This is a genomic window from [Muricauda] lutisoli (nom. illeg.), from assembly GCF_017313105.1.
Taxonomy (GTDB): domain Bacteria; phylum Bacteroidota; class Bacteroidia; order Flavobacteriales; family Flavobacteriaceae; genus Flagellimonas; species Flagellimonas lutisoli.
The window spans coordinates 403,152-423,685 of sequence record NZ_JAFLND010000002.1 but is presented as its reverse complement, the minus strand read 5'-3'; the positions used below and the strand labels follow the sequence as shown (position 1 = coordinate 423,685).

The window sequence follows — 20,534 nt, the reverse complement described above, 5'->3', positions numbered from 1 at the left end:
AATAAAATAACGCTTTTCGTTAGCGGAAAGAAAAATAATTTTAACCCAGATATGGAAGAAAGAATAGAAGATAAAATAAAAGTGTTCATGGATGAGGTGATTTCCAGAAATGGACATGAGCCCGAATTCATTCAAGCCGTACAAGAAGTTGCGGAAACCGTGATACCTTATATAGCGCAAAATGATATTTACTATGGTAAGAATATCCTTTTACGTATGGTAGAGCCAGAGCGTTTGATTTCGTTCCGTGTGGCCTGGATAGATGATGATGGAGAAATCCATGTAAACCGTGGATACCGCGTACAAATGAACTCTGCTATTGGACCGTACAAGGGCGGGCTTCGTTTCCACCCCACCGTAAACGCGAGTGTTTTAAAGTTCCTGGCTTTTGAGCAAGTATTCAAAAATAGTCTGACTACGTTGCCTATGGGTGGTGGTAAAGGAGGGTCCGACTTTGATCCAAAAGGTAAATCTGATGATGAGATCATGCGATTTTGCCACGCTTTTATGACGGAACTGTGTCGACACATCGGTCCAAACACCGATATCCCAGCCGGAGATATTGGAGTTGGTGCCCGTGAAATAGGATTCTTGTTCGGTATGTACAAGAAGATACGAAACGAATTTACTGGGGTACTGACGGGTAAAGGACTTTCTTGGGGAGGCTCCTTGATTCGTCCGGAAGCCACCGGTTATGGTACCGTATACTTTGCCGACAGCATGTTAAAGACCAAAAACGAAACATTTGAAGGTAAAAAGGTGGTGATTTCGGGTTCTGGTAACGTGGCCCAATATGCCGCCGAAAAGGTGTTGCACCTTGGAGGTAAGGTGTTGACACTTTCTGATTCAGGAGGGTTTATCTACGATAAGGATGGCATCGACAAGGAAAAGCTTGCCTATGTGATGGATCTTAAAAACAATAAACGAGGAAGAATTTCCGAATACGCCGATAAATATCCATCAGCAGAATTCCATAAGGGAGAAACTCCTTGGAAAGTAGCCTGTGATATTGCATTGCCATGTGCCACCCAAAACGAATTGGACGGTGACGCTGCTAAAACATTGATTAAAAATGGATGTATCGCCGTTGCAGAGGGTGCCAACATGCCTTCTACACCAGAGGCCATACACGCTTTTCACGATGCCAAAATTTTGTTTGCTCCGGGCAAAGCTTCCAATGCAGGTGGTGTAGCTACTTCAGGATTGGAGATGAGCCAGAACTCATTGCGCATTAGCTGGACCAGGGAAGAAGTGGACAAGAGATTGAAAGGAATTATGTCCGACATCCATGATGCCTGTATGCAATACGGCGATGAGGATGGATACTGCAACTACGTAAAAGGGGCCAATATTGCTGGCTTTGTTAAGGTTGCGGACGCCATGTTGGCTCAAGGGGTCATATAATATAAACCATCGAGAATGGTTTTTGGTTGGCAGTTACCAAAAGGAGTGATTACTTTTACACTTTTGGTAACTGCTTTTTTATTAGCCCATGCAAATCACCACAAAGGCCATAGTACTTTCCTCCATAAAGTATGGGGACACTAGTCTTATTGTTAGGGCGTTTACCCAATCCGATGGGGTAAAGTCATATTTGCTAAAAGGGGTACTTGCCTCCAAAAAGGCTAAGATCAGGCCCGCTTATTTTCTTCCGTTGATGCAATTGGAAATTGTGGCCAACCACAGGAATAAAGGCACACTGGAAAGCATAAGGGATGTTAAGGTTGCCATTCCCTACCAAACCTTGCACACCGATGTGGTAAAGAACAGCGTTGTACTCTTTTTAGCGGAGATGTTGGGCAACAGTATTCAGGAGCAAGAGCAGGACGAAAGTCTGTTCAATTACTTGGAATATGCACTCCATTGGATGGATATCCATCAGTTATCGCCAAACTTTCACATCTTATTTTTACTCAATTTGACCAAGTACTTGGGCTTTTATCCGGACACATCTTACCAAAACTCGCCGTTTTTTGATTTGTTGGAAGGAAGTTTCTGCAAAACACCTAGCCTTAACCCCTTGATTCAGACCGAAAACTTGCAAAGTTTTAAGAAATTTTTGGGCATGAATTTTGAGGCTTTAAAGATGATACAACTAACTAAGTCGAACCGGCGAGAACTCTTAAAAACGGTGATTCAGTATTACAGATTGCATGTACACGGATTTCGTGAACCAAAGTCTCTCGCAGTTTTAAATGCAGTATTTACCTAAAAATGCAAAACCTAAAACCAACTTTAACCCTAATCCTATTTTTATTCACCCTAACTTTTTATGCTCAAGAAGTAACCGTCTTGGATGCGGATACAGGAATCCCCGTGGACAATATCGCTATCTTTAATAAGGACCAGTCCAAGACAACCGTCACCGATGCCAATGGTAAAACCGAGTTGGACATTTTTTCCCCGAACGAGAGAATTACCTTTAAACATATTAGTTACGAAACCTATACTACTACCAAAGAGCAGATTGAACGTCGGGGCAACAGGGTTTATCTTCAATTAAAAACCGAAGAACTTCAAGAAGTGGTGATGTCGGTTTCCAAATGGGAACAACAGAGAAAACATATCCCACAAAAAATTGAAACCTTCGATGCCCGTAACATTGCTTTTGCCTCACCGCAGACATCGGCCGATCTCCTACAAAATAGTGGGAAGATTTTTGTGCAGAAAAGCCAATTGGGAGGAGGTAGTCCAATGATCAGAGGTTTTGCCACCAACAGGATTTTATTGTCCGTGGACGGCGTGCGAATGAACAATGCCATTTTTAGGGGAGGAAACCTTCAGAATGTGATATCCATAGACCCGTTTACCATCAAAAAGACGGAGGTAACCTTTGGTCCAGGGTCAGTAATATACGGTAGTGATGCCATAGGGGGTGTGATGAACTTTTACACACAAAAGCCACGTTTTTCATTTGCGGATAGTTTAGCATTCTCTGGAAATGTGAATTATAGGTTTGCATCGGCCAACTCCGAGAATACCGCTCATGTAGATTTTAATTTTGGCAAGCAAAAATGGGCTTCATATACCAGTTTCACCTACAATAGTTTTAGAGATCTAAAGATGGGGGAACACGGTCCAGAATCTTATTTGCGCCCTAACTACGTGATCAGAGAGAACGGCACCGATATTCTGGTAACGAACGATGACCCCAAAAAACAAGTGAGTTCAGGTTATGATCAGGTGAACTTTCTCCAAAAATTCACCTACAGACCCAATAGTACCTGGAACTATGATTTGGGAATCTATTATTCCGAAACGTCGGATTATCCCAGATACGATAGGTTAATTAGGCCTAGCAGGGATGGTGATGGGCTTCGTTCCGCGGAATGGTACTACGGCCCCCAAAAATGGTTTATGGGGAACTTTCAAATCACCAACAAAGGAAAAAATAAGTTCTATGATGGCGTAAAATTGACCACCGCCTATCAATTTTTTGAAGAAAGCCGGAACGACCGAGGATTTCAGGACGCCGAACTGTATTCGACCCGTGAAAAAGTAGATGCCCTATCCGTGAACTTGGATTTTGAAAACAAAAAAATAGGAGCTCTTAATCTGTACTACGGAGCCGAGTATGTTTTTAACAAGGTGAACTCCCAAGGAAGCATGCGCAATATAGAAACGGATGAAGTTGAGGAAACAGCTTCAAGGTATCCCGATGGTGCCACTTGGCAAACTTTGGCCGGATATATTAACGGTGAGTACCAGTTAAAGCCCAACCTTTCCTTCCTGTCAGGAATTCGCTACAGTCAAGTGTGGGTTGATGCTACATTTGAGACCACCTATTATCCCTTTCCGTTTGATGAGGCTGATATAGTTACTGGAGCGTTGACGGGGAGTTTGGGACTAAGTTGGTTTCCCAGATCGGATTTGCAGGTAACCTTGAACGGATCCACAGGTTTTAGAGCACCCAATATTGATGATATCGGAAAGATTTTTGATTCGGAACCAGGGTCTGTAGTGGTGCCAAATCCCGATTTGGAACCAGAGTATGCCTATAATGGTGAGTTGGGTCTCAGAAAAAACTTTAACGATGTCCTTGTACTGAAGGGAGCCGCTTACTATACCTATCTGGTGGATGCTCTTGTGCGAAGGGATTTTTCCTTTGGAGGTCAGACCGAAATCGAATACAATGGTGAACCGAGCAATGTTCAGGCGATTCAAAATGCGGCCAAGGCTTATGTTTACGGATTTGAATTTGGTTTGGAAGCTTATTTTAATGAGCACCTCTCTCTAAACTCCAACCTAACCTTGACTGAGGGTATTGAGGAAGACGATGACGGCACGGATAGTCCATCGCGCCACGCCGCGCCCACCTTTGGTGATGTACATTTGATTTGGGAAAACCAAAAACTAAAGGCAGATGTCTTTGTCAATTATAATGGAGAGGTAAGCAATGATGATTTAGCACTGTCCGAACAGGGCAAAACTTTCATGTATGCCACTGATGCCAACGGAAATCCCTATTCGCCATCATGGTACACACTAAACTTTAGGTCTCAATATCAAATTACCAACGCCTTAAAAGCATCCGTGAGCCTTGAAAACATGACCAACCAACGGTATCGACCGTATTCCTCGGGAATTGCAGCCCCTGGAACCAACTTGGTTTTAGGATTGGGATACGTGTTTTAAAAATAAAGGCTCGGAAAAATTCCGAACCTTTATTTAGTTTTTCAATAGAAGTTTTGAAACCTACATACTGTCAATGGCCTTTTTGGCGGCTTCTTTCATGTCCTCGCCAGCTTTTTCTGCGGCTTCCATGGTTTCTTCACCAGCTTTTTTAATGCTGTCCAAGGCTTTTTCGCCCATTTCTTTGGCTTCTTCGCCCGCTTTTTCCATAGCGTCGGTAGCATCTTTTGCAGCCTTTTCCAAATCATCGCCAGCTTCCTTTAAGCTATTGGCAGCATCTTCAGTAGCCTCTTTTGCTTTGTCTTTGGTGTCTCTGCAGGATGTCATCACGGACATGGAAAGGGTCAATGCCATTGCGGCAATCACTATTTTTTTCATAGTAAAATGGTTAAGTGTTAATAATGAAGGAAGATAGGTAATTTCATGTAAACAGGTGATAGGCTGCATATCATATTTAGGTTAAGGGAATTATGTGAATTCTAATGCCAAAATGAAGGGTATAATTCCATCTAAATTTATAATTTTGCAAACTTGAATTCTAGTAGAAGAAGCAGTATATGAAGTTTGCGGAATATAAAGGATTGGATTTGCCAAAAGTGTCTGAAGAAATTCTTGACTTTTGGAAAGACAAACAAATTTTTGAAAAAAGCGTTTCCACAAGGGAGGGCAAGGAGAGCTACGTGTTTTACGAAGGACCACCATCTGCAAACGGAATGCCAGGGATTCACCACGTAATGGCGCGTACCATCAAAGATATCTTTCCACGGTACAAAACCATGAAAGGCTTCCAAGTCAAGAGAAAGGCAGGGTGGGATACCCACGGACTGCCTGTGGAAATCGGGGTGGAAAAGGAGCTTGGAATTACTAAAGAAGATATCGGCAAAAAAATATCGGTTGAGGATTACAATGCGGCCTGTAAAAAAGCAGTAATGCGCTACACGGATGTTTGGAACGAAATGACCGAGAAAGTAGGGTATTGGGTGGATATGGACGACCCGTACATCACCTACAAGCCCAAGTATATGGAATCCGTTTGGTGGCTGCTCAAACAGATCTACGATAAAGGACTCATATATAAAGGGTATACCATTCAACCCTATTCGCCAAAAGCGGGTACCGGCTTAAGTTCGCACGAGCTGAACCAGCCAGGAACATATCAAGATGTGACGGATACTACAGTTACCGCACAGTTCAAGGCCAAAACCGATTCACTTCCAGAATTTTTGCAAACGGTAGGTGGCGATATCTACTTTTTGGCTTGGACGACCACTCCATGGACCCTTCCATCGAACACAGCGCTGACAGTGGGCCCAAAAATTGAATATGTATGGGTTAAATCATACAACCAATACACGTTTGAGCCTATCAATGTAATAGTTGCTAAAAACTTGGTAGGCTACAATTTTTCTGGAAAGTTTACCCAAGTGGAGACCGAGGTAGAATTGAAATCATTTAAAGAAGGAGACAAAAAGATTCCTTATTTGGTAGGAGAATCCTTTGTGGGGAAAGACTTGGTAGGCATCCAGTACGAGCAATTGATAGATTATGTACAGCCCTACCAAAATCCAGAGAATGCCTTTAGGATAATTTCTGGAGATTTTGTGACCACTGAAGATGGTACGGGAATCGTGCATACTGCACCTACCTTTGGTGCGGACGATGCATTGGTGGCAAAACAAGCTACGCCGGAGATTCCCCCTATGTTGGTTTTGGACGAAAACGACAACCCAGTTCCGTTGGTAGACCTTCAAGGGAAGTTCAGGCCTGAAATGAAAGAGTTTGGCGGCAAGTACGTGAAGAACGAATATTACGATGAGGGCGAAGCACCCGAAAAGTCGATTGATGTAGAGATCGCCATCAAACTAAAAATAGAGAACAAGGCCTTTAAGGTCGAAAAATACGTGCACAGCTATCCAAATTGCTGGCGTACGGACAAACCTATCCTTTATTACCCTCTGAACTCTTGGTTCATCAAGGTGACCGATGTTAAGGACCGTATGTTTGAATTGAACCAGACCATCAACTGGAAGCCAAAATCCACTGGGGAAGGGCGTTTCGGGAATTGGTTGGCCAATGCAAACGACTGGAACCTATCACGATCAAGATATTGGGGCATTCCGTTGCCTATTTGGCGTACCGAAGATGGTAAAGAGGAATTGATGATAGGTTCCGTGGAAGAGTTGAAGTCAGAAATGGTCAAAGCCGTTGAGGCGGGTGTGATGGACAAGGACGTTTTTGAAGATTTTGTGGTTGGCGATATGAGCGAGGAAAACTACGATAAAATCGACTTGCACAAGAATATAGTGGACGGCATTACCTTGGTTTCACCATCGGGACAGCCTATGAAGCGTGAGGCAGACCTTATCGACGTTTGGTTCGATAGTGGCTCTATGCCCTATGCGCAATGGCATTATCCCTTTGAAAACAACGAACTGATAGACGATGGAGTGGCGTTCCCTGCAGATTTTATCGCGGAAGGGGTTGACCAAACCCGTGGTTGGTTCTATACCTTGCACGCCATCGGAACTATGGTTTTTGATAGTGTTGCCTATAAGAATGTGGTATCCAATGGACTGGTTCTGGACAAGGAAGGTAAAAAAATGTCCAAGCGATTGGGCAATGCAGTAGACCCGTTCGAGGTATTGCCGGAACATGGCCCCGATGCCACACGCTGGTACATGATTTCCAATGCCAACCCATGGGACAACCTTAAGTTTGATATAGAAGGAATTGTTGAGGTGAAACGAAAGTTCTTTGGAACGCTTTACAACACCTATTCCTTTATGGCACTTTATGCCAATATTGATGAATTTGACTATTCCGAAGCTGATATGCCTTTGGAAGAAAGGCCGGAGATAGATCAATGGATCTTGTCCGAGCTCCACACCTTGATCAAAAATGTGGACGAGGCTTACGGAGATTACGAAGCTACCCGTGCCGCTAGAATGATTTCCGATTATGTTCAGGAAAACTTGAGTAACTGGTATGTTCGATTGAGCAGGAGACGCTTCTGGAAGGGAGACTATCAAACGGATAAGATTTCCGCTTACCAAACGCTTTACACTTGCTTGTCCACAGTGGCCAAATTATCTGCACCGATTGCTCCGTTCTTTATGGATCAATTATACAGGGATTTGGACTCCACCACTAAAAAGGAAGGTTTTGAAAGTGTGCATTTGGCAACATTCCCGGTTTTTGATTCCAATATGGTAAACAAGGACTTGGAGCGTAAGATGCAGTTGGCACAGAAAATATCTTCTTTGGTACTTTCCATTCGTCAAAAGGAGAAAATAAAAGTGCGCCAACCGCTTCAAAAAATTATGATCCCTGTTTTGGACGATCAGCAAAGAAGCGATATTGAAGCAGTTTCCAACTTGGTGAAATCTGAGGTGAACGTGAAGGAGATCGAGATGTTGGACGATGCTTCCGGAGTGCTTGTAAAACAAATTAAACCCAACTTTAAGGTTTTGGGCCCAAAATTTGGTAAGGATATGAAGGCTATCGCGACGGCAGTATCAAAACTGGGACAAGAAGACATACAAAAAATTGAACGCGAGGGAGAATTATTGCTACAGTTGGAAAATAAAACCGTTAATTTACAGTTAACCGATGTAGAGATTAGTTCCCAGGACATCGAAGGTTGGTTGGTGGCCAGCTCTGGTGCGTTGACCGTTGCTTTGGATGTGACCATTGATGAAACTTTGAGGAAAGAAGGAATCGCAAGGGAACTTGTGAACCGAATCCAGAATCTGCGAAAGGAATCAGGGTTTGAGGTAACAGATAAAATTGATATCAAAATATTGAAGGACGGCCTAGTGGAAAATGCTGTTTCCAGTAATGAGGAGTATATCAAAACGGAAACTTTGACCGCCGAGCTCAACTTTGAAGAGAAACTTGAAGAAGGTGTTGCAATAGCCTTTGATGAGGTGAACACAAAATTGTTTATTCAAAAACATTAAGAAAATGGCAGAAGATTCAAAAGTAAGATACTCCGACAAGGACCTTGCGGAATTCAGAACCCTGATCGAGGAAAAAATAGAGAAGGCCAAAAAACATTTAGAGCTTTTAAAAAGTTCCTATATGAATGACGGTAACAATGGTACGGATGATACCTCACCAACATTCAAGGCATTCGAAGAAGGCTCCGAGACCATGAGCAAGGAGGCGAACACTCAGTTGGCTATCCGTCAAGAAAAGTTTATTCGTGATCTTAAAAACGCTTTGTTGCGTATTGAGAACAAAACATACGGTATCTGCAGAGTAACCGGAAAGCTCATCAACAAAGAGCGTTTAAAGCTTGTGCCCCATGCTACGTTGAGCATTGAGGCGAAGAATATGCAGAAATAATCAAAACGCCTTCGGGCGTTTTTTCTTTATGAGGGCGTTGTTGTTTTTGTTGGTTTTTTTTACGCTCGTGAATCTTCACGCGCAAAAATTAGTAAGGAAGGCTTTTATCGGCCCCCGAACAGAAACCATTCAAATTGATGCTCAATATTGTTACCGAATTGATTTAAAAACGTCATCTTCTGATGAAGTTCAGGTTTCCGCGAGTATGGAGGGCGAGTATGCCAAAGATTTATTGATTTCCATAGAGCAAAGCGGTACTACTGCCATGATAAGTGCAGATTTCCAACCTCTTTTTATAAACCCCAACGATAAGCTCAGTGCCCATAAAGTGGTTTCCATTGCCCTGGAAATCAGTGTTCCGGAATATAAAAGTGTGAATGTTTTTGGAACCAATACCAACTTATATGCCACTGGAAAATATGAAGATTTGAATGTTACTTTATCTGATGGACGATGTACCTTGGAAGATGTTTCGGAATCTGTAGAGGTAATAACACAAACAGGAGATATTTTGCTATCGGCCCCAAACGGTGAGATCATGGCCGAGAGTGTTTATGGAAAAGTGGAAACCGAGGACATCCCTTCTGGTTACAATCAATTTGTTCTTAAGACAATAGAAGGAAACATCTTCCTGACGAAAACAAAATAATATCTATATTTTTGCAATCCTTTTAGTAAAAGCATGAATTTAAAGAAGTCCCTTATTATCATAATACTGATCCTGCTCGTGGACCAGATTAGCAAGGTTTATATTAAAACCAGTTTTATCCTAGGAGAGGCCCATGAAGTGTTCAGTTGGTTCAAAATTCTTTTTATCGAGAACGAAGGGGCTGCTTGGGGCACAAAATTAAGCGATATTTTGCCCATCTCAGAATCTGTCGGAAAATTGATCTTGACCATTTTCCGAATTTTTGCGGTCTTTGGAATTGGATATTGGTTATGGGATATTATTAGAAAACAATCACCGAGAACGCTGATTTTGGCCGTTTCCCTAATTTTCGCCGGGGCAGTGGGCAACATTATCGATTCCGTTTTTTACGGGATTATTTTTGATCACAGTAATGGGCAGGTAGCTACACTATTTGCCAATGAAACTTATGGGAGCTTATTTCATGGTAAAGTAGTGGATATGCTCTACTTTCCTTTGGTGGATACTACGTGGCCAGATTGGGTACCTTCCGTTGGAGGTCAACGTTTTCGCTTTTTTGAACCAGTGTTCAACGTTGCCGATACAGCAATAAGCACTGGAGTTGGAATATTGATCGTGTTCAACAAAAAAGCATTTCCAAAGCAAGATGAGAAGAAAGAGGGAGTTACCGATCAGAATTCATAAATCCTTTCTGGTGTAACGCAGTAGTCCAATTTTATATCATTTTCATTAATATCAGAAATAGGTTCGTCTTCGGCATTGAAGAACGACAATCCAATTTTAACGGTTTCTTTTCCGCACTTGTTCAAGAAGGTATCATAAAACCCTTTTCCATATCCTACACGATTCCCTTGGAGATCAAAAGCTAAAAGTGGCACAAAAACCACATCGATCTTGGTTTCTGGAATTTCAATGCCGTCCACTGGCTCTGGAACCCCCCAATCACTTAATTTTAAAGAGGTATTATCGGTGAGCAAATAGTTTTCCATGGTATTTTTCCCTATTACTTTGGGAACAACCACATTTTTATCCTTGCCCTGCAATAGGGTTATCAAGGGCAACGTATCTACCTCGTTTTTTTCTTCGATGCTCAAAAATGTATGGAAATAAAAAAAATCCCAAATTGGGATTTGAAGTAAGGTGTTCACTAAAATCAAACTTAAATCTGAGGCTTTTGTTGGGGAAATTTCCGCTCTCAGTTTTTTGTATTTTTTTCTTAGTTCACGTTTCAACATATTACTGTTGAAGATTTTGGGGTTGTTTTGGGTAAATGACCTATTATTCTTCTTTTGTTGCCACGGAGAAAAAGATTTTGAAGAAAAGCATCAAAATCAGGTACATTCCCAAAACGATAATATAGTTTTCCATAGGATTGTATTTATATGGTTAAATGTAAGTAAAACAATTGAAAACTATACCATGAAATGCACTTTTTATCGATGAAATGCATAATTTTTAGCAACCGTTTAACAATTTAGACCAATTCTTAACTGTTCGTTTGCAAGTTTTCCGTAGTTTTTTAATGGAAAAACCCTGGTTTCAATTTCTTTAAAAAACTACTTTAAAATTCTGGTTTCGTGTATTCTTGCAAGAATTGTTGGATGATTATCAATGTTTATCCATTCAAACAAGTAATTGATTAAGTTTAACAATAATCACGGTAATTAAAATATAACTTTGTTGTAAAGTCAAAAAAGTTCACTTTTTAGAGCTCATATGTCCAAATCGGTATCCTTAAAAGTACAGTTAAGTTCCCTTCCCAACAATCCTGGAGTTTATCAATTTTATGATGCCGATGGAAAAATTCTGTATGTGGGCAAAGCCAAAAACCTTAAAAAGCGTGTTTCTTCTTATTTTAATAAAAAGCAGGAATATGGTAAAACACGTGTTCTTGTAAAGAAGATACATTCCATAAAACATATTGTTGTGCCAACAGAGTCAGATGCTCTTCTGCTCGAAAACAATCTGATCAAAAAATTGTTGCCCAGATATAATGTTTTGCTAAAGGACGATAAATCCTATCCGTGGATATGTATCAAAAATGAAAGGTTCCCCAGGGTGTTCTCTACCCGCAAGTTGATTAAGGACGGTTCCGAATACTTTGGCCCATACACGAGCATGAAAACGGTACGGACACTCTTGGACCTGATCAAGAGCCTGTACCCCTTGCGCACCTGTAATTACGATCTGTCCGAGGAAAAAATAGAGGCGGGAAAATACAAAGTGTGCTTGGATTATCATTTGGGCAATTGCCTGGGGCCTTGCGAGGGATTTCAGACGGAAAAGGAATATCACGATCAAATCGAGGACATTAGGCAGATCATCAAAGGGAATTTAAAAAATTCCATTCAGACCTTTAAGCAACAAATGAACGGCTTTGCCGAAGAAATGGAGTTTGAAAAGGCGCAACGAGTTAAAGACAAGATCGATGTATTGGAAAATTATCAGGCAAAATCCACAGTGGTAAATCCAAAAATCAACAATGTGGATGTCTTTACGATCATTTCCGATGAAACATACGGGTATGTCAATTTTTTACAGATTTCCCACGGTGCCATAATCCGTTCACATACCTTGGAAATAAAGAAAAAGCTGGACGAAACGGATGAGGAATTACTGCAATTGGGCATTACCGAGATTCGGCAGCGTTTCAATTCAACCTCTAAAGAAATCTATCTGCCATTCCCCGTTACCGTGGATGGAGACTTAAAAGTGACATTGCCCAAGCTGGGAGACAAACGTAGGATTTTGGATCTTTCGGAAAGGAATGCCAGATTCTACCGTCAAGATAGGCTAAAGCAAATAAAGATCACAGACCCTGATCGGCATACCAAACGAATCATGTCCCAAATGAAATCCGATCTGCGCTTGTCCGAAGAACCACGTCATATAGAGTGTTTTGACAACTCGAATATACAGGGAAGCAATCCAGTTGCGGCATGTGTCGTTTTTAAAGATGGGAAACCATCCAAAAAGGACTACCGTCACTTTAACATTAAAACGGTAGAAGGACCGGATGATTTCGCCAGTATGGAAGAGGTCGTTTTTAGAAGGTACAAACGATTATTGAATGAAGAGGAACCGTTGCCTCAACTTATAGTGATTGATGGCGGGAAAGGACAATTGTCATCAGCTTTAAAGAGTCTGGAGTTGTTGGGGCTTCGGGGAAAAATTGCGATTGTGGGCATAGCCAAACGTTTGGAAGAAATTTATTTTCCAGATGATCCAGTGCCTTTGTATTTGGACAAAAGATCGGAGAGTTTAAAAATAATCCAACAGCTGAGGAACGAAGCCCACAGATTTGGCATTACACATCATAGAAACAAAAGAAGTAAAGGTGCTATTAGTTCAGAATTGGTTAATATTGAAGGTATAGGTGAAAAGACCGCCCAACAATTATTAAAGAGCTTTAAATCCGTTAAGCGGATAAAAGAAGCATCCCTCGAAAATTTGACAGCTGCGGTAGGAGAATCAAAAGCAAAGAAAATCTATCGAACCTTTCACAAGTAAGCAATGCGAAATATCATAATAACCATATCAATCTTATTTGCCTTACTGGCTACGGTGGCAAATGCTCAAAACACCTCGGAAGGCAGCCCGCCAAAAGTGGGGCTGGTCCTAAGCGGCGGAGGTGCAAAAGGTTTGGCCCATATTGGTGCATTAAAGGTTATTGAGGAAGCTGGAGTAAAAATAGATTATATAGGGGGAACAAGTATGGGGGCCATTGTTGGCGCTTTGTATGCTTCGGGATATACTGCACAGCAATTGGATTCCATTTTTAGGAGTACCGATTTCACCGACTTGATCCAGGATAACGTGCCGCGTAGCGCCAAAACATTTTATGAAAAAGAGGATTCTGAGCGATATGCACTTTCACTCCCCTTCGAAAACTTTAAGATATCCTTTCCACAAGCCATTTCAGGGGGACAGAACATCTATAATCTTTTGGTACAGTTACTTTTCCATGTAAAGGATATTCAGGATTTTAAAAAATTGCCAATACCTTTTTTGTGTATGGCCACCAATGTAGAAACAGGAGAAGAAATCTTGTTGGATAAAGGCTACCTGCCCGAAGCTATTGTGGCCAGCGGAACATTTCCTTCATTGTTTGAACCGGCAGAGATAGATGGCCAAATTTTGATTGATGGGGGTGTGGTGAACAATTATCCCATTGACCGAGTAAAAAGTATGGGGGCGGACATCATCATTGGGGTTGATGTGCAACACGATTTAGCCACACGCGAGTCGCTGTCCAGTGCTACGGAAATATTGTTGCAGATCAACAATTACCGTACTGTCAACGATATGAAGAAGAAGTCAAAGGAAACCGACATCTATATAAGGCCCAATATTGATGAGTTTTCCGTAATAGCCTTTGACAAAGGAACACAGATCGTGAAAAGTGGTGAAGAAGCGGCCCAAGGTAAATTGGAAGAATTAAAACAATTGGCCAAAAGACAAAATGGGACGCCAAGACCAAGGAAAAGGGTTGAAATGGCAGATAGCTTGACCATAAACAGAATGATTCTCGAAGGGAACGATCAATATACCAGGGGATACATCAAAGGAAAACTAAGGTTCAACTTGGCTGAAAAAATTTCTTTTGACGATTTAAGACAGGGAATGAGCAATCTTTCGGCCACAGGAAACTTTAAGGCAATTCGATACGATCTGGTATCCAATGGACTGGGTACGGATTTGATTTTGAAACTTAAAGAGAACCCGACCAAGATGTTCATTAAAATGTCCGCACATTATGATGACCTGTACAAAAGCGCTGCGCTTATAAATCTCACCAAGAAAAATTTTTTAATGAAAGATGATGTGGCTTCATTCGATTTTATCTTGGGAGATCACATTAGGTATAATATGCAGTATTATCTGGACAAAGGATATTATTGGAGTTTTGGAATAAACTCAAAATTGACAAATTTTGATGCCGACACCGATTTTTCACTGATACAAAGTAACTTTAATATTCCTGCGGACCCTAACATTCAAAGGATAAACATGGATGTTACCGATTTAACCAATCAAGTGTATCTGCAAACAGTAATACAGGAAGAATTTGCCTTTATCATAGGAGCGGAACACAAATTTCTCAAATACAGTACCAGAACATTGAATCAAGTAGCATCGGAAACCGATGGCAATATCTCAAGCTCCAATCAACGTACCACTTTTGAAAACTCCAACTACCTTAACGCATACTCCCAAATAAAGTTGGACACTTATGACGATAAATATTTTCCCACTAGAGGATTGTTGTTCGACGGCGACTTTCATTTTTACGGCCTGTCTTCCGACTACACGGATAATTTTACTCAGTTTGCAATAGCAAAAGCAACATTTGGAGGAGCATTTTCTGTAGTGCCAAATTTGACTTTGCAGCTGGAAACCAATGGAGGTTTTAAACTGGGCACCTCACCAGTAACCTCTTTTGACTTTGCTTTGGGTGGGTTTGGCAACGATTTTGTCAATAATTTTGTACCCTTTATGGGGTATGATTTCCTTAGTCTTCCAGGAAATAGTTTTATAAAAACATATGGACGCTTGGATTACCGTTTTGCACCTAAGCACCATATGCTCCTTAATGCAAATTATGCGAATATTGCCGATGACCTTTTTAGGACCGGGGATTGGTTCAAGGAACCTAGTTTTTCTGGGTATGGAGTTGGATATGGTTTTGAATCGTTCTTGGGCCCGATACAATTGTATTATTCTTGGAGCCCGGAAACAAAAGATGGAAACTTTTTCGTTAGTCTGGGATATTGGTTTTAATAAAAATCTTTATATCCAAAAGGTTAATTCTCTTAATAATTTGTCAAAAAAACGACTAAAACCAATCAATTTAATTGGTGTTTAGTTAAAGTCCGTTAAAAACACTTTTAGCCACAAAACCTTGCCTTATCTTTGACCCACATAAGGGGTGGTTCCCTTATAACTTTAAGTATTGGTTTTTCATAATTTAAAGTTTGGTTGGTTATTTAGGAAAAGCCCAGTCTCGAGACTGGGCTTTTTTTTGTTTATACTATTTTGGAATAAGTTTTGTTTAAGTATATGTGAACAGCATAGCCCCTAAAGTGATTTTATTAATTTTATACCAATAAAATTGTTTATGAAAAAGATATTGATGCCCTTACTTCTGCTTTTATTGGCAATGCCGGTAATGGGTCAGAGTTTACGACCGGCCTTTAAACCGGGGGAATGGCTCAAATTCAGAATTCACTATGGCTTCCTTAATGCAAGCTACGCAACTATGCATTTGACTTCCAGTAAGCTTGATGAGGTTCCTGTTTATCATGTGGTGGGAAAAGGCAAGACGACGGGTTTTGCAAGCATTTTTTTTAAGGTCGATGACACCTACGAAAGTTATTTTGACCGCGAACATGGGAAACCTTATAAGTTTATTCGAAAAATTGATGAAGGTGGATACACCAAGGATATAGAAATAGAGTTCGACTACAAAGAAGATACAGCTTTATTGATCGATAATAAGAACGGCACAGAAAAGGACATAGCCATCCACGACAAAATACAGGATTTGATTTCTGCGTCTTACTATTTAAGGAGCAACTATAATCTTGAAAAATTTGAAGAGGGGGAATCCATAATACTGGATATGCTTTTTGATGATGATGGGATTTTTACGTTTCAGTTAAAATATTTGGGAAAAGAAATCCTCAGGACGAAGTTTGGAAAGGTGGAATGTCTTAAATTTAGGCCTTTGGTTCAGTCCGGCCGTGTATTCAAGGAGAAAGAGAGCCTTACTCTTTGGGTTTCGAACGACTGGAACAAAATACCTATTCGAATAAAGGCAGATTTGGCCGTGGGATCGTTAAAGGCAGATTTGGATGCTTACAACGGATTAAAGAACCAGTTCAAAATAATAATGAATTAGTATCGGCATTAATGGATAAGGACGCAAAAATCGCTTCCCAAATCAACAAGCTAGAGGAGAAGTACAAAAACTCGGGCCAGGACCTTAGCTCTTATCTGGATGGACTTCTCTACGAAAGATATCTTACTTACTGGGATTACATCCATTTGGACACACTGTTAAGCCTCCAAGTGCCACGGACACATTTTCCTGATGAGGAAATCTTCATCATGTACCACCAAATTACAGAGCTGTACTTTAAACTCATCCTCCACGAAGAAAAACAGATTGTGGAGGACAAATCCCAGGATGTTACTTTTTTTATAGAAAAAGTTCGTCGGATCAACAGTTATTTTAAAGCGCTTATATCTTCCTTTAGTATAATGATCAAGGGTATGGAGCGGGAACAGTTTCTGAGGTACCGTATGGCATTGCTTCCAGCTAGTGGGTTTCAGTCAGTACAGTATAGAATGATAGAATTTTATGCGACTCCATTGGAAAATATGGTACATCCGTCCGACAGGGGTTCGTTTTCGTCTGAAAACAACATAGAAGAACTATTTGAGCATGTTTATTGGAAAAAAGGTGCTACCGATTTGGCTACAGGAGAAAAAACCCTTACCCTAAAACAGTTTGAGGTTAGGTATACGCCAAGACTTCTACGCATAGCCAACCAAGTGAAAGACAGTACCGTATATCAAAAATATCTTCAGCTGCCCGAAACATCCAAAAACAATGAAGAGTTGATTTCAGCGTTAAAAGAGTTAGATTTGAACGCTAATGTAAATTGGCCGTTGATGCATATGGGGTCGGCACACAGATATTTGGCAAGAGAGGGCAAAGATGTTGAGGCGACTGGTGGTACCAACTGGAAGGAGTATTTACCGCCAAGTTTCCAGAAAATAATTTTTTTCCCAACTTTGCATACCAAAGAAGAGTTGGATACATGGGGCAAACAATGGGTAGACCATGTTTTTAATCCCGACAAAAAATAAAACAAGGAATAGAAGAACGATGCGGAAAATTATTGGGGCAATTGTGGTGCTGGCCGTGCTGGCATCATGCAAACAAACTAAGGAACCGGTTAAGGAGGTAGCAAAGGCAGAACCTATTGAAAAGTTGCCAGAGCTTCACTACGGCTTTAATCTAGATGAATTCAAGGTAGTACGCGATACCGTTCGGAGGGGCGATAGCTTTGGTGAACTCATGCTCAAAAACAAGGTGGATTACCCAAAAATCGCTGCCATTTCAGAAAATTATCGCGATACTTTCGATGTTCGCAAAATTATGGTGGGCAAGCCATACCTCATCCTTAAATCAAAGGATACCAGTGAAGTGGCCGAAGTTTTTATCTATCAAAACGATAGGATAAATTATACAGTTGTTGATTTACGCGACTCTGCAGTTGCTTATAAAAATAAAAAAGAAGTTACACTTAGGGAACGTGAAGTTGGTGGAGTAATCAACAGTAGTCTTTCTGAAGCCATGGACAATTTGGGCGTGGACTATGGTGTAACTATAGGTCTGTCGGAGATTTATGCATGGACGATTGACTTTTTCCGTTTGGAAAAAGGAGACAAGTTTAAAGTAGTCTTTGATGAACGCTATATCAATGATACCGTTTATGCAGGAAGAGGCCCCATTAAAGCCGCACTTTTTGAGCACAAGGGAAGAACGGTATATGCCTTTCCTTATGTAGCTGACACTACCAACAAAATTTTGGATTACTTTGATCAAGATGCCAATAATTTAAGAAGTACCTTTTTAAGAGCGCCCATCAAATTTGGTTATAGATTGTCCTCCAGGTACAATCTTAAGCGTAGGATAGCCTACTACGGTTACAAAGTAAGGCCTCACAAAGGAACGGATTACGCAGCGGACATTGGTACACCAATCGTTGCAACTGCCGATGGAACCGTAACGGAATCTACTCGAAGAGGTGGGAACGGAAAGTATGTAAAGATCAAACACAACGGGACGTACAGCACACAATACCTCCATATGAAAGCCCAAAAGGTTAAAAGAGGCGAGTTTGTGCGACAAGGCGATGTTATTGGATGGGTCGGTATGACCGGTAACACCGGCGGACCTCACGTATGCTATCGCTTTTGGAAGAACGGTAGGCAAGTGGACCCTCTTAAGGAAAAACTGCCTGCGGCAGAACCCATAGCAGATTCGTTGCGTACCGACTATTTAGCACATATTTCTCCTTTAAAAGAACAATTGGACTGCATAGAATTTTTAGATCCAACCCCAACAGAACCCGAAGAAACCTTAATATCATACACCCAGTAATGTCGCTACCCACAATCAATCCTACTACAACTAATGCCTGGAATAAACTTCAGCAACACTATCAACAGACCAAAGACGTACATTTAAGGGAACTCTTTTCAAAAGAAGAGGATAGAGGGAAAAATTTATCACTTCTTTGGAACGATTTTTTAGTTGACTACTCAAAGAACAGGGTTACTGACGAAACCATAAAGCTGTTGTTGGAACTGGCCGAAGAAGTAGGACTTAAAAGAGCCATAAAAAGTTACTTTGGAGGGGAGCTCATCAATCAAACCGAAGGTAGAGCTGTGCTGCATACCGCTTTGCGGGCCAAAAAAGGTGATAGCGTTTTGGTGGATGGAGTCAATATTGTTGATGAGGTATTTGAAGTCAAAGAAAAAATAAAAACCTTTTCCGAAGCAATTATTTCAGGCGAAAGAAAAGGGCATACGGGCAAAGCATTTACGGATATCGTAAATATTGGAATCGGAGGATCGGATTTGGGCCCTGTAATGGTGACCGAAGCATTGAAATTCTATCAAAATGATTTAAAAACCCATTTTGTGAGCAATGTGGATGGTGATTTGGTGCATGAAGTCTTGAAAGAACTTGATCCAGAGACCACGCTTTTCGTTATTGTTTCCAAATCTTTCACTACACAAGAAACCTTGAGTAACGCCCTGACCATTAAAAAATGGTTTTTGCAAACAGGAACAGAGAAGGATGTGGCCGATCATTTTGTAGCGGTATCCACTAACCTTGAAAAAATCAAGGAGTTTGGTATTGCGGATGAAAATGTATTCCCCATGTGGGATTGGGTCGGTGGGAGATTCTCGCTTTGGAGCGCGGTTGGCTTGTCCATTGCACTTTCTGTGGGCTACGAGAATTTCGAGGCCCTTTTGGATGGGGCCCATGAAATGGATACGCACTTTAAAGAAACTTCGTTTGAAAAAAACATTCCGGTAATACTTGGGCTTATCAGCGTTTGGTATAATAATTTTTACAAGGCAGAGACTGAAGCCATAATTCCATATACCCAATACTTGCATCGTTTTTCTGCATACCTACAACAAGGTATTATGGAAAGTAATGGAAAAAGTATGGATAGATCTGGAAATAGAGTGGGTTACGAAACCGGCACCATTATTTGGGGAGAACCGGGAACTAATTCCCAACATGCCTTCTTCCAATTGATTCACCAAGGAACTAAATTGATTCCAACCGATTTTATCGGCTACAAGAAGTCTTTGCACGGTGATGTGGACCATCACAATAAATTGATGGCAAACTTTTTTGCCCAGACCGAAGCTTTGATGAACGGTAAAACAGCGGATGAAGTAAAACAAGAACTGGAATCACAAGGGTTGTCCGGTGAAGAGCTCGAAAAACTGCTTCCTTTTAAAATCTTCGAAGGAAACAAGCCTACCAACACGATATTGATTGACAAATTGACCCCAAAAAGTTTAGGTGCCCTTATTGCACTATACGAGCATAAAATATTTGTGCAGGGTGTAATTTGGAACATCTTTAGCTACGATCAATGGGGGGTTGAATTGGGCAAACAACTGGCCAAAAATATTTTGGGGGATATCGAAAATTCAGAAATCGGTAAACACGATAGTTCCACATTGAACCTTTTGCATTTTTTTAAGGAGTAAATTACCAACTGTTTAAAACCTTTTAAAAACTCTAAACAATTGTCTTTCAGATGATTTGTTTTGTTAATTTAGTGTTAAGTATATTTGCATGATT

At 40.9% G+C, this 20,534-nt stretch carries 15 protein-coding genes; 13 read left to right on the top strand and 2 right to left on the bottom strand.

Annotation, left to right across the window (positions count from 1 at the left end; translation table 11 throughout):
• Positions 1-51 precede the first annotated feature (51 nt).
• The 3 genes from gdhA (at position 52) to J0X13_RS09170 (ending at position 4,635) form a co-directional block, all read left to right on the top strand.
• Entirely contained in the window at positions 52-1,404 is a 1,353-nt protein-coding gene (gene gdhA / locus J0X13_RS09180) for an NADP-specific glutamate dehydrogenase (protein ID WP_207071145.1), read from the top strand.
• Positions 1,405-1,492: 88 nt separating this feature from the next.
• Positions 1,493-2,212, top strand: a complete 720-nt coding sequence (gene recO / locus J0X13_RS09175) for a DNA repair protein RecO (RefSeq protein ID WP_207071144.1) — start codon at positions 1,493-1,495, stop codon at positions 2,210-2,212.
• A 2-nt stretch (positions 2,213-2,214) separates the two neighbouring features.
• Positions 2,215-4,635 (top strand): TonB-dependent receptor, encoded by a 2,421-nt coding sequence (locus J0X13_RS09170; RefSeq protein WP_207071143.1) that lies wholly within the window; start codon positions 2,215-2,217, stop codon positions 4,633-4,635.
• 60 nt (positions 4,636-4,695) lie between these two features.
• Here J0X13_RS09170 and J0X13_RS09165 read toward each other — a convergent pair whose 3' ends face one another.
• A complete protein-coding gene (locus J0X13_RS09165) occupies positions 4,696-5,010 on the bottom strand; it encodes an Hsp70 family protein (protein ID WP_207071142.1) in 315 nt (104 codons plus the stop codon).
• 179 nt (positions 5,011-5,189) lie between these two features.
• On the opposite strand from J0X13_RS09165, the gene ileS reads away from it, so the two are divergent.
• The 4 genes from ileS to J0X13_RS09145 all read left to right on the top strand — a co-directional run bounded on the left by ileS (position 5,190) and on the right by J0X13_RS09145 (position 10,312).
• Positions 5,190-8,591: an isoleucine--tRNA ligase gene (ileS, locus tag J0X13_RS09160; RefSeq protein WP_207071141.1), complete on the top strand. Its 3,402-nt coding sequence runs from the start codon at positions 5,190-5,192 to the stop codon at positions 8,589-8,591.
• A 4-nt stretch (positions 8,592-8,595) separates the two neighbouring features.
• Positions 8,596-8,979: a TraR/DksA family transcriptional regulator gene (locus tag J0X13_RS09155; protein WP_207028286.1), complete on the top strand. Its 384-nt coding sequence runs from the start codon at positions 8,596-8,598 to the stop codon at positions 8,977-8,979.
• A gap of 67 nt (positions 8,980-9,046) precedes the next feature.
• On the top strand, positions 9,047-9,628 hold the full coding sequence (locus J0X13_RS09150) for a DUF4097 family beta strand repeat-containing protein (RefSeq protein WP_313786666.1): 582 nt from the start codon (positions 9,047-9,049) through the stop codon (positions 9,626-9,628).
• Positions 9,629-9,661: 33 nt separating this feature from the next.
• The gene (locus J0X13_RS09145) at positions 9,662-10,312 is read left to right on the top strand and encodes a lipoprotein signal peptidase (protein WP_207071139.1); all 651 of its coding nucleotides are present in this window, start codon (positions 9,662-9,664) and stop codon (positions 10,310-10,312) included.
• Here J0X13_RS09145 and J0X13_RS09140 read toward each other — a convergent pair.
• Positions 10,300-10,863 (bottom strand): 5-formyltetrahydrofolate cyclo-ligase, encoded by a 564-nt coding sequence (locus J0X13_RS09140; protein WP_207071138.1) that lies wholly within the window; start codon positions 10,861-10,863, stop codon positions 10,300-10,302. The two genes, J0X13_RS09145 and J0X13_RS09140, sit on opposite strands and share 13 nt — an antisense overlap.
• A 481-nt stretch (positions 10,864-11,344) precedes the next feature.
• Here J0X13_RS09140 and uvrC point away from each other — a divergent pair, with 481 nt between their 5' ends.
• The 6 genes from uvrC to pgi all read left to right on the top strand — a co-directional run bounded on the left by uvrC (position 11,345) and on the right by pgi (position 20,440).
• Positions 11,345-13,138, top strand: a complete 1,794-nt coding sequence (gene uvrC, locus J0X13_RS09135) for an excinuclease ABC subunit UvrC (RefSeq protein ID WP_207071137.1) — start codon at positions 11,345-11,347, stop codon at positions 13,136-13,138.
• Positions 13,139-13,141: 3 nt separating this feature from the next.
• Positions 13,142-15,409 (top strand): patatin-like phospholipase family protein, encoded by a 2,268-nt coding sequence (locus J0X13_RS09130; RefSeq protein ID WP_207071136.1) that lies wholly within the window; start codon positions 13,142-13,144, stop codon positions 15,407-15,409.
• Positions 15,410-15,746: 337 nt separating this feature from the next.
• The gene (locus J0X13_RS09125) at positions 15,747-16,529 is read left to right on the top strand and encodes a DUF3108 domain-containing protein (RefSeq protein WP_207071135.1); all 783 of its coding nucleotides are present in this window, start codon (positions 15,747-15,749) and stop codon (positions 16,527-16,529) included.
• A gap of 11 nt (positions 16,530-16,540) precedes the next feature.
• Positions 16,541-17,503: a tryptophan 2,3-dioxygenase family protein gene (locus tag J0X13_RS09120; RefSeq protein WP_207071134.1), complete on the top strand. Its 963-nt coding sequence runs from the start codon at positions 16,541-16,543 to the stop codon at positions 17,501-17,503.
• A gap of 19 nt (positions 17,504-17,522) precedes the next feature.
• The gene (locus J0X13_RS09115) at positions 17,523-18,803 is read left to right on the top strand and encodes a peptidoglycan DD-metalloendopeptidase family protein (RefSeq protein ID WP_207071133.1); all 1,281 of its coding nucleotides are present in this window, start codon (positions 17,523-17,525) and stop codon (positions 18,801-18,803) included.
• The gene (pgi, locus tag J0X13_RS09110; protein WP_207071132.1) at positions 18,803-20,440 is read left to right on the top strand and encodes a glucose-6-phosphate isomerase; all 1,638 of its coding nucleotides are present in this window, start codon (positions 18,803-18,805) and stop codon (positions 20,438-20,440) included. The genes J0X13_RS09115 and pgi overlap by 1 nt, the downstream gene beginning before the upstream one ends.
• Positions 20,441-20,534: the final 94 nt, after the last annotated feature.